Genomic DNA, 10957 nt, shown 5'->3' on the forward strand with positions numbered 1-10957 from the left:
CCTCTCGACTGGGGGAAAGTGACCGGTCGACGTCAGGGGAGAGCGGCGGCGAGGGCCTCGGCGAGGTAGGCAGCCGTGCGGCTGTCCGCGGACTGCGCCACCTCCCAAGGGGTTCCGGCCGCGACGACGCGCCCTCCCGCTTCGCCGGCCCCGGGGCCGAGGTCGATGACGCGGTCGCACTGGGCGACGACGGTCATGTCGTGCTCGACGACCACGACCGTGCTGCCGCCGTCGACCAGGCCCTGCAGCTGGCGCATGAGCACCTCGACGTCGGCCGGGTGCAGCCCGGTCGTCGGCTCATCGAGCAGATAGACGGTCCCCTTCCGCTGCGTCCGCTGCAGCTCGGTCGCGAGCTTGATCCGCTGCGCCTCCCCGCCGGACAGCTCGGTCGCCGGCTGCCCGAGCCCGAGGTAGCCGAGCCCGACCTCGACGAGCGTGCGCAGGCTGCGCGCGACCCCTCTCTCGTCGGCGAACACCCCCGCCGCCTCGTCGACGCTGAGGGCGAGGACGTCCGCGATCGTCAGCCCGTGCCAGCGCACCTCGAGCGTCTCGGGGTTGTAGCGAGCCCCGTGGCACGTCGGGCACACTCGGTACGTCCCCGGCAGGAACAGCAGCTCGACCGACACGAACCCCTCGCCCTGGCAGGTCTCGCAGCGACCACCCTTGACGTTGAAGGAGAATCGCCCGACGCCATAGCCACGCCGCTTCGCCTCGTCCGTCTCCGCAAAGAGCTTGCGCACCCCGTCGAACAGGCCCGTGTACGTCGCGAGGTTGGACCGCGGCGTCCGCCCGATCGGCCGCTGGTCGACGACGACGGCGCGGCGCACGTGCTCGCTCCCGCTCGTGCGGGGAAGGCGAGACCGTATGCCGCTCACCTCCTCGTCCTCGACGTTGCCCTCCGCTTCCGGCTCGGTCCTGGCGCCGGGGTCGAGGTGGGCGCCGAGGACCTGTCCGAGCACCTCCAGCACCGTCGACTTGCCGGAGCCGGAGACCCCGGTGACGGCGGTGAGGACGCCGAGCGGGAAGGTGACGTCCGTGCCGAGGACGTTGTGCCGGTCGATGTCGTGCAGGGTGAGCTCGCCGCGGGGGACCCGCGGCTCGCGTGCCTCCGGTGCTGGTGCGGTGCCGAGGACGTAGGGCGCGGTGACGGACTCCGAAGCCTCGGCGAGACCGGCGATCGGGCCGGAGTGGAGGAGGCGCCCACCGAGGTCGCCGGCGTGCGGCCCAACGTCGACGAGCCAGTCGGCGCGACGCATCACATCGACCGAGTGCTCCACCGCGAGGACCGAGTTCCCTTCGGCGACAAGGCGGTTCAGCACGGTCAGGAGCGGCTCTCGGTCGGCTGGGTGCAACCCGGCGGACGGCTCGTCGAGGACGTAGACCACGCCGAACAGGCCCGACCGCAGCTGCGTGGCGAGCCGGAGCCGCTGGAGCTCGCCCGAGGAAAGGGTCGGTGTCTGCCGGTCGAGGGAGAGGTAGCCGAGGCCGAGCTCCATGAGCACGTCGAGCCGCGCCTCGAGGTCCGGTGCCAGGGCTGCGGCGACGTCACCTTCCTCTGCCTCGCCACGCACCTGCCGCACGAGGTCGCGGACCGAGCTCAGCGGCATACTCCACCATGCGTCGACGGGCAGGCCCGCGACGGTGACGGCGAGCGCCTCGGGGCGCAGTCGGCGACCGTGGCACGACGGGCAGGGCACGGTCTCGACGAACTGGAGGGCACGCCGGCGCGCGGATGCGCTCTTCGACTCGGAGAGGGTGCGCAGGACGTGACGGGCCGCGCTCATGTACTGGCCCTGGTAGGGCCGCTGGATCCGGCCGGCCTCGCGGACGGGGTGCACTGTCACGACGGGCTCTTCGTCGGTGAAGAGGATCCACTCGCGCTCGGCCGGAGGCAGGTCGCGCCAGGGCCGGTCGACGTCGTGGCCGAGAGTCTCGAGGATGTCCCGCAAGTTCTTGCCGAGCCAGGCGCCGGGCCACGACGCGATCGCCCTCTCGCGGATCGACAGCGACGGGTCGGGCACCATGAGTGCCTCCGCCGGGTGGTGCACGTGGCCGAGGCCGTGGCAGGTCGGGCAGGCGCCGGCAACGGTGTTGGGGGAGAAGGAGTCCGAGTCGAGCCGCTCCGCTCCGGGCGGGTAGGTGCCGGCGCGGGAGAAGAGCATACGGAGGGTGTTGGAGAGCGTCGTGACGGTGCCGACGCTGGACCGGGTGCTCGTGCCGGAGCGGCGCTGCTGGAGGGCGACGGCCGGTGGCAGGCCCGTGACCGAGTCGACCCGCGGTGACTCGACCTGGTTGATGAGGCGGCGGGCATACGGCGCGACCGACTCGAGGAAGCGGCGTTGCGACTCGGCATAGATGGTGCCGAAGGCGAGGGACGACTTGCCCGAGCCGGAGACGCCGGTGACGACGACGAGGCAGTCCCGGGGGATGTCGACGTCGAGGCCCTGCAGGTTGTGCAGGTGGGCGCCGCGGACGCGGATCAGGCCGGCGTCGGGGTCATGGTCGGCCGGGGTGCGCACGCGCCAACGGTACGCGGCGGCGACGCTCCCCTCCCGTTCGAGGTATTCGGCGGCCCGATGTGCCCGGCTTTTACCTCGACCCAACAGGTGGCCGCCCCGGTTCGAGGTATTCGGCGGGCGGATGTGCCCGGCTTTTACCTCGACCCAGAGGGGGCGGACACGGCACATTTGCACGGTGTGCAAGTTTGGACTTACCGTTGTCCGGTGCCGCTGAACCGACCCACCGAGGACGGGCGTCGCTCACGCCGGACTCGGGAGACCCGCGAGCGGATCGTCGACTCGGCCCTCGACCTCGCCGCCGAGGACCCCACCGCTCGACTCACCGCCGAGCGCATCGCCGACCGGGCCGGCGTCTCGAGACGCACCTTCTTCAACTACTTCCCGTCCGTCGAGGCGGCCTTCTTCGCCCCGGTCCAGCTGCTGCTCCACGCCGCCGTCGAGCAGCTGGAGCAGGTGCCGGCCGACGCGCCGCTGCTCGAGACCCTGGCCCGCGCCATGACCGGTGCTGCCGAGCAGGAGCCGCTCGACCGGCTCGGCCGGTGCGCCGACCTCGGGCCGCGCCTGCCCCAGCTCCGCGGCAGCGACCTCGAGCAGTGGGAGGCCGCCGACGCCGTCCTCACCGAGGCCTTCGAGGACCGTTATCCGCACCTCACCTCGTTCGAGGCGCGCTGCCTCGCCGGCGCCGTCATCGGCACCTGCCGGGCCGCCCTCTTCGAGTGGCAGCACGGTCCCGAGCGCAGCCGCGGCGACGTCTCGGCCGCTGCTCTCCACGACCTCATCCAGACCGCACTGACCCGCGTCGCGACCGGCTTCGCTCCCGTCGTCGACGCCTCCGAAACCCAGAACTGAAAGGCCACCCGTGGCAACCCTGCTCTACCGGCTCGGCGCGTTCAGCCGCCGCCACTTCCGCACCGTCATCGTCGGCTGGCTCGTCCTGCTCGGCCTCGCCACCGCCGGTGCCCTCGGCCTCAGCAAGCCGCTGAGCAACACCTTCGAGATCCCGAACGCCGGCTACCAGCAGGTCTTCGACCGGCTCCAGCACGAGATCCCGAGCGCGTCCGGCGGCATCGGCACGGTTGTCCTGTCGACGACCAACGACACGGCCTTCACCGCTGCGCAGAAGCGGGCCGTCGGGCAGGTCATCGACGAGTGGTCGAAGCTGAAGGGCGTCCGCGAGGTCCGCAACCCGTTCCAGGTCGAGGCACAGCTCACGGGCGCCGCTGACCAGACCAAGCAGGCCCGTCAGAAGCTCGACGACGGCAAGGCCCAGCTGCAGGCCGGTGAGCAGCGCCTCGCCAGCGAGCGGGCCAAGCTCGACGCGGCCCAGCAGCAGCTCGACGCCCAGAAGGCGCAGCTGCCCAAGGGCTTCCCCACCCCGCCCCAGCTCGCCGCCGCCCAGCAGCGGCTCGACGACGGCCGCGCCCAGCTCGAGGCGCAGAGCAAGAAGCTGCAGGCCTCGAAGCAGCAGCTCCAGACCGGCGAGCGCGACCTCGCCCTCGGCGAGCGCCAGGTGGCCCGCAGCTCCGCCCTGCACGTCGTCTCCACCGACGGCACCGTCGCGCTGACCCAGGTCCAGTTCGTCGGTAGCGCGCAGGAGGTCTCGACGCAGACCAAGGACCGCCTGCAGGAGATCGGCAGGACGCTCGCAGCGCAGGGTGTCCGGGCCGACTTCAGCGCCGAGATCGTCCAGGACGTCAGCTCCGTCATCGGCCCCGGTGAGATCACCGGCATCGTCATCGCCGGCATCGTCCTGCTCGTCGTCCTCGGCACGCTCGTCGCGGCCGGCCTGCCGCTGCTGATGTCGCTCGTCGGCGTCGCGGTCGGCATCGGGGCGTCCCTGACGATGACCCGCTTCGTCGACATGAACTCCGTGACGCCCGCGCTCGCGCTGATGCTCGGCCTGGCCGTCGGCATCGACTACGCCCTGTTCATCATCAGCCGGCACCGCACCCAGCTGCTCGCCGGGATGCCGCGCGAGGAGTCGATCCCGCGGGCCACCGGCACTGCGGGCACCGCCGTCCTCTTCGCCGGCTCGACCGTCATCATCGCGCTCGCCGCTCTCACCGTGACGGGGGTGCCGTTCCTCGGCGTCATGGGCCTCGTCGCCGCCTTCACGGTCGCCGTCGCCGTGCTCGTCGCGCTCACGCTGACCCCGGCCGTGCTCGAGGCCGCCAAGCACCGGATCATCCCGCGCCGCACCTGGCGCAAGTTCGGCTTCACCGACCGGGGCGAGCCGCGGTCCGACGAGGGCCACCTCGTCGAGAGCGACGAGGAGGCGGCGACCCACGCCCGGTCCGGGTGGGCCGGTCGGGTCACCCGGCACCCGTGGCTGTTCGCCCTCGCGAGCGTCGTGCTGCTCGCCGTCGTCGCGATCCCGGCCGGGAGCCTGCGGCTCGGCCTGCCCGACGGCGGGTCCGAGGCACCGAACTCCACGGCACACCGCACCTACTCGCTCACCGCCGAGCACTTCGGCGCCGGCGCGAACGGCCCGATCATCGGGGTCGCGACGCTGCCCGCGGGTCTCGACACGTCCGCCGCGGAGGAGAAGTCGCTCGACGTCGCCGACCAGCTCGCGACGGTCACGGGCGTCACCGCCGTGGTCCCGTTCGGGATGAGCGAGGACCGGCGCACCGCCGCCTTCCAGATCCTCCCGGCCGAGGGCCCTGCCGAGGAGTCGACCGTCGCGACCGTCGAGGCGCTGCGGGCCGCGGAGCCGGGCATCGCCACGGCCACCGGCGCGGCCGTCGACTTCACCGGCCAGACGGTCGCCAACATCGACATCTCGCAGATCCTCTCCGACTCGCTGCCGCTCTATCTCGGCATCGTCGTCGGCCTGTCGCTGCTGATCCTCGTGCTGATCTTCCGCTCACTCGTCGTCCCGCTCATCGCGACGGGCGGCTTCCTCCTGTCACTCGCGGCCGCGTTCGGCGCCGTCGTCGCGGTCTACCAGTGGGGCTGGCTCGGTGACCTGCTCGGCGTCAACCAGCCGAGCGCGATCCTGTCGTTCCTGCCGACCCTGCTCATCGGCGTCCTCTTCGGCCTCGCGATGGACTACCAGATGTTCCTCGTGTCGGGCATGCGCGAGGCGCACCAGCACGGCCAGGACGCCCGGCGGGCGGTGCTCACTGGCTTCGACCACGGCCGCGTCGTCGTCACGGCGGCGGCGCTCATCATGGTCGCCGTCTTCGCCGGCTTCGTCCACGCCGAGCTGACGATGATCCGTCCGATCGGGTTCGGCCTCGCCTTCGGTGTCCTCGTCGACGCCTTCGTCGTCCGGATGACGCTGACCCCCGCGCTCATGCACCTGCTCGGCGAGAAGGCGTGGTGGATCCCGCGCTGGCTCGACCGCGTGCTGCCGAACGTCGACGTCGAGGGCGCCACCCTGTCCCGCACGCTGGCGGCACGCGCGGAGGCGGCGCGTCACGCGGAGCCCGCTGGGCGGCATACCAGGTGACTCCCGTGGGGGCGCGCCGCGCCCCCTCAATGCCCCGGTATGCCGCTGAGCTTCCTCCCCATGGCCAGTGTCCCGGGCGCATGGCGGGTCCGCGGGCGCAGCCGTTGGCCGCCCTACGGCACCCGGCGACGCGTACGCTCCTGTTGGAGGTACTGGTGGGCGTCGTCGAGGAGCTGGCCCGGGCTCGCGCCGACTTCGAGCGCGGAGACTGGAGCGCGGCCCTGGGCACCTGGTCCGATGCCGACCCGTCGTCGCTCACGCCCGAGGACCTCGACCGAGCCGGCGAGGCCGCCTATCTCCTGGGCCGACGTGAGCTGGCCCTCGAGCTGGACGAGCGGGCCCACCTCGCGCATCTGCGGTCCGACGACGTCCCCGGCGCCCTCCGGTCGGCCTTCCATCTGGTCATGATCGCGGCCACGTCCGGCGAGCCGTCGAAAGCGGCTGGTTGGCTCGCCACGGCCGAGCGACTGTTGGCCGACGTGCCCGCCGACATTGTCGAGCGCGGCTACATCACCTTCGCCCAGATGTTCCGGTGCGCGATGTCCGGTGACCTCGCCGGTGCCGCCGTGAGAGCCGAGGAGGCGGTCGAGACCGGCCGCAGGCACCACGACGGGGAGCTCATGGCGCTGGCGCTGTGTGGGCTCGGTCGCGTGACGATCATGTCGGGGCGGGTCGCCGAGGGACTCGCCCTCCTCGACGAGGCGATGACCGCGCTGTTGGCTCACGGCCGCTCCCCGGAGGTGTTCGGCAACGTCTACTGCACCGCGATCGAGGGGTGCCAGGAGGTCCGGGAGGTCGGCCGGGTGGCCGAGTGGACGTCCGGGCTCCAGCGCTGGTGCGAGGCCCATCCGAGCCTCGTGGCCTTCACCGGCCAGTGCTCATTGCACCGCGGCCAGCTCCTCGCCGCACAGGGAGCACTTCGGGAGGCGGTCGACGAGTTCGACTCCGCCATCGAGCGCTACCGCGGCGGCGGTCAACTGCCCGCGATCGGCCAGGCGGCCTACGAGCGAGGTGAGGCGCTGCGCATCCTCGGCGACCTCGACGGTGCGGACGAGTCGTTCCGGCTCGCGGGGGAGTGTGGCTACGACCCGCAGCCCGGCCTCGCCCTGCTGTGGACCCATCGAGGCGAGCTGGGCGCGGCCGCCGGTGCTGCCCGCCGCCTGGTGGCCGAGCCGGGCTCACCGGTTGACCGGGTCCGGGTGCTCCCCGGGCTCATCGAAGTGCTGCTCGCGTGTGGCGACGTCGACACCGCTCGCTCCCTGTCGGCGCAGCTCGACTCTCTCGCAAACAGTTTCGGCTTCGATGCGGTCCACGCGGATGCAGCCTCGGCGGCGGCGACCGTGGAGCTCGCCGCGGGCGACCCCACTGGCGCGCTGCCCTACGCGCGGAAGGCGCGCTCGCTGTGGACGCGGCTGGAGAACCCGTATGCCGCAGGGCTGGCCCAGGTGTGCATCGGCCGGGCGCTGCGCGCCCTCGGTGACGAGGGGTCGGCCCGCGTCGAGCTGGAGGCAGCCCGGGCGGTCCTCGCCCGGCTCGGCGCCGCTCCGGCCGTGCAGATCATCGACGAGCTCGTCTCACCCCGCGTGCCGGACCGGCCGGACGGCCTCAGCGAGCGGGAGCTCGAGGTGCTGCGCCTCGTCGCCGTCGGGCGGAGCAACCAGCAGATCGCCGCACTCCTCGTCATCAGCGACCGGACCGTGGCCCGACACCTGTCCAACATCTTCACCAAGCTCGACGTGGGCAGCCGCACGGCGGCGGCTGCCTACGCCTACGAGCACCACCTCGTGTGAGGCGGCCGGCGGGGTCACGCCCGGACCAGTGCCGTGGCCCGCTCCGCGCGGTCGCGCGTCCGGGCGACGATCCGGCCGGCGACGTAGTCGGCGTCCCGGCCCACACCGGGCAGGACCATGGACGAGAACGAGTACTGGAACGACAGGCCGCAGAAGAAGAGGCCGGGCACGTCGTCGGCGACCCCCCGGTACTCCCTCGGCCACCCGTCCTCGTCGATGACCGGCAGGTCGATCCAGTCGAAGTGCTGCTCGAAGCCGGTGGCCCAGACGATGTTCGTCGCCGTGACGACCGTGCCGTCGGTGAGCAGCGGCAGGCCGTTCCTGACGCCCTCCACGCGTGAGACGTTGCGCACGACGCCGCGGGCCGCCAGGTCCTGGCGCTGGACCCGCAGCATCGGGCCACCGTGCTGCCGGACGTGCGGCATGGTCCGCCGCCCCATCGGCGTGCGCCGGGTCAGCACGTGTCGCCAGGCGAAGAGGACCGCCGGCAGGGCCGCGCGCAGCAGGGGCGTGTCCCACCTCAGGGGGAGCTGGCCACAGTCTCGCCCGACCAGCGTCGTCGGTCGGGTCTCGGCCAGCTCGAGGGCGATGTCGCACCCCGAGTGCGAGGCACCGACGACGAGGACCGGTCCGGGGGACAGCTGGGACGGGCGGCGGTACTCGCTCGAGTGCAGTTGCAGGATCGCCGGGTCCAGGTCAGCCGCGAAGTCCGGCAGGTGCGGCCGCCGACCAAAGGTTCCGGTCGCAACGACGACGTTGTCGCAGTGGTAGGTGCCCGCAGTCGTCTCGACGACGAAGCCGCCCTCGGTGTCCTCGCCCGCCGCCGTCCCCCTGGCCAGCCGCTGTACGCGGACACCGAGCCGGACAGGAAGGCCGAGCTGAGCGGCATACGTCTGCAGGTAGTCGGCCACGTCGTCCTTCGTGGGGTAGGCCCACGGCTCGCCCGGGAAGGGCACGCCGGGCAGGCCGTCGTAGCGGGCCGGGGTGTAGAGGCGCAGGGAGTCGTAGTGGTGCCGCCAGTTGTCCCCGAGCCGGTCGTTGCGCTCGAGGACGACGCAGTCCTGGCCGCGTGACAGCAGCGCGTGCGCCGTCGCGAGCCCGGCCTGTCCACCACCGATGATGACGGTGCTGACGACGTGATCGTCGTGAGTTCCACTGGTGTTCATGGCTTCCTCCTGGGTCGATGCCTCGACGCTAGGAGCGGAGCGGGGTGCTGCGCGTCCGTCATCGTGCCCATCTGCGGCGCACGGGATGGCGTGAAATGACCACGCCACGGGGTTCGGGCGGTCAGGCCGTCTTGGCCTCGGGAGCGCCGTCGGCCGCGGCAGTGCCGCCCGCGGTGTCGGCCGGGTCGGTGTAGAAGTCGACCATGCAGCCGCGGGGGTCGATCCGGTCGAGGATCGCGGCGGTGATCTCGTGCAGCTGGTCCACCTGCTCGCTCGTCAGGCCGTCGAGGATGAGCGAGCGGACGTGGCGCACGTGGCCGGGCGCCGTGTCGACGACAAGATCCCAGCCGGCTGGCGTCAGGTGGGCCATCGTCACGCGGCGGTCGGTGGGGCAGCCGGAGCGCTCGACCAGGCCGCGGTTCTCGAGGCGGCGGACGACGTGGGAGAGCCGGGGGAGCGTGGCGTTCGTGCGCTGGGCCAGCGCCGACATGGCGAGGGTGCGATCGGGTGCCTCGGACAGCATCGCCAGCACGTAGTACTCGAAGTGCGACAGGTCGGCGTCGCGCTCCAGCTGCTGGCTGAGCGTCCCCGGCAGGAGCTCGACCATGGCCGCGAGGCGCAGCCAGGCAGCGCGCTCGCGGGCATCGAGCCAGGGGACGGGTTCGGTCATGGCACCATCATAGCGCATTGGTTGACACTTCAACCACTGCGGCGTAGATTCGCTTGTAAGAACAACCAATCCACACCAAGGAGTCGGCATGTCACACATCACGATCATCGGCAACGGCAACATGGGCCAGGCCATCGCGGGGCTCACAGCCAAGGGCGGCAACACCGTCGAGCTGATCGGCCACGAGGACACGAGCAAGGACGTGACCGGAGACGTCGTCGTGCTCGCGGTGCCCTACCCGTCGGTCTCCGAGATCATCGCGAGCCGCGGCGCCAGCCTCGCGGGCAAGGTCGTCGTCGACATCACCAACCCGCTCAACTTCGAGACGTTCGACTCGCTCACCGTCCCGGCCGACTCGTCCGCCGCGGCCGAGATCGCCGCCGCGCTGCCCGACTCGCGCGTCGTCAAGGCGTTCAACACCACCTTCGCCGGCACCCTCGTCGCGGGGACGGTCGGCGGCAACCCGACGACCGTGCTCGTCGCGGGTGACGACGCCGACGCCAAGGCCCTCGTCATGGGCATCGTCGGCGCTGCTGGACTGCGCGCCATCGACGCCGGATCCCTCCGCCGGGCGCGCGAGCTCGAGGCGGTCGGCTTCCTGCAGATCAGCCTTGCCGCGGCCGAGAAGATCTCGTGGACCGGCGGGTTCGCCGTCATCCAGTGAGTCCGCTCAGCCCCTCAGCCCGCTCAGTCCGCCCAGGTGGCCCCTCAGCCGACCGCACCGACCATGCGGTCGACGAGGGCAGCCAGAGGCGGCGGCGTCGTCGCGGGGGTGAGGCGCCGGGCCAAGCGGGCCGCCAACGCCAGCTTGCGCCCGGACCCGCTCCCGGCGAAGCGGTGCAGCTGGTCGGGCAGCGGGCGACCGCGCCACTCCGGCTGACGCTGGAAGGTCCGGAACCGGCCCAGGTCACCCAGCTCCGACAGCGCGTCCTCGACGGCCTCCGGCCCGAGGGCGCGCAGCAGCTCGTCCTCGAGGTCCTGCACGCACACGAAGAACCCGAGGGCGCCCATCTCCGCCCGGCACGTCACCGGCCGCCCGGCCTCCTGCAACGCGCGGACGACGTACCGCTCCTCCGGCGCGTCACAGAGACCCAGCACGTGGACGTCCGACTGATCGGCGTGGCGCAGCAGGTGTGACCGGATGTTCGTGACGCCTCCCATCGCCACGACCCGCACGACCCCGTCGGTGGTGTCCAGTCCACGGGCAGCGGCCAGCGCCTCGACGACCACGGCATCGCTGCGTCCCTCGACGAGGACGACCGCGCGCCGGGGCTCCTGCTCCACCCATTCACCCTCACACTGCGCCGGCCGAGGCAGCAACCGACTTCCTGCGTCACTGCTCACTCAGAGTGAGCAGT

8 protein-coding genes are annotated in these 10957 nt (G+C 72.2%); 4 read left to right on the plus strand and 4 right to left on the minus strand.

The annotated features are described in order from the left end of the window. Positions 1–32: 32 nt before the first annotated feature. Positions 33–2519: an excinuclease ABC subunit UvrA gene (locus tag N864_RS14470; RefSeq protein ID WP_034718137.1), complete on the minus strand. Its 2487-nt coding sequence runs from the start codon at positions 2517–2519 to the stop codon at positions 33–35. Positions 2520–2723: 204 nt separating this feature from the next. Here N864_RS14470 and N864_RS23725 point away from each other — a divergent pair, with 204 nt between their 5' ends. The 3 genes from N864_RS23725 (at position 2724) to N864_RS14485 (ending at position 7763) form a co-directional block, all read left to right on the plus strand. Beyond that, a complete protein-coding gene (locus tag N864_RS23725; RefSeq protein WP_051518602.1) occupies positions 2724–3368 on the plus strand; it encodes a TetR/AcrR family transcriptional regulator in 645 nt (214 codons plus the stop codon). Between the two features lie 10 nt (positions 3369–3378). Then, positions 3379–5973 carry an MMPL family transporter gene (locus tag N864_RS14480; protein WP_034718140.1) on the plus strand — a complete coding sequence of 865 codons (2595 nt, stop codon included), beginning with the start codon at positions 3379–3381 and terminating at the stop codon, positions 5971–5973. Positions 5974–6128: 155 nt separating this feature from the next. Next, complete coding sequence (locus N864_RS14485; RefSeq protein ID WP_034718143.1) at positions 6129–7763, plus strand: LuxR C-terminal-related transcriptional regulator; 1635 nt, start codon at positions 6129–6131, stop codon at positions 7761–7763. 14 nt (positions 7764–7777) lie between these two features. On the opposite strand, the gene N864_RS14490 is transcribed toward N864_RS14485, so the two are convergent. Then, positions 7778–8929 carry a flavin-containing monooxygenase gene (locus N864_RS14490; RefSeq protein WP_034718146.1) on the minus strand — a complete coding sequence of 384 codons (1152 nt, stop codon included), beginning with the start codon at positions 8927–8929 and terminating at the stop codon, positions 7778–7780. Positions 8930–9050: 121 nt separating this feature from the next. Beyond that, positions 9051–9599, minus strand: a complete 549-nt coding sequence (locus tag N864_RS14495; RefSeq protein WP_051518603.1) for a MarR family winged helix-turn-helix transcriptional regulator — start codon at positions 9597–9599, stop codon at positions 9051–9053. An 88-nt stretch (positions 9600–9687) separates the two neighbouring features. Between N864_RS14495 and N864_RS14500 the strand changes: the two genes are divergently transcribed. After that, positions 9688–10263, plus strand: a complete 576-nt coding sequence (locus tag N864_RS14500; RefSeq protein ID WP_034718148.1) for an NADPH-dependent F420 reductase — start codon at positions 9688–9690, stop codon at positions 10261–10263. A gap of 44 nt (positions 10264–10307) precedes the next feature. Here the strand turns inward: N864_RS14500 and N864_RS14505 are convergent, their stop codons facing one another. Further along, positions 10308–10883 carry a TOPRIM nucleotidyl transferase/hydrolase domain-containing protein gene (locus tag N864_RS14505; protein ID WP_034718151.1) on the minus strand — a complete coding sequence of 192 codons (576 nt, stop codon included), beginning with the start codon at positions 10881–10883 and terminating at the stop codon, positions 10308–10310. Positions 10884–10957: the final 74 nt, after the last annotated feature.

Source organism: Intrasporangium chromatireducens Q5-1 (genome assembly GCF_000576575.1).
GTDB lineage: Bacteria > Actinomycetota > Actinomycetes > Actinomycetales > Dermatophilaceae > Intrasporangium_A > Intrasporangium_A chromatireducens.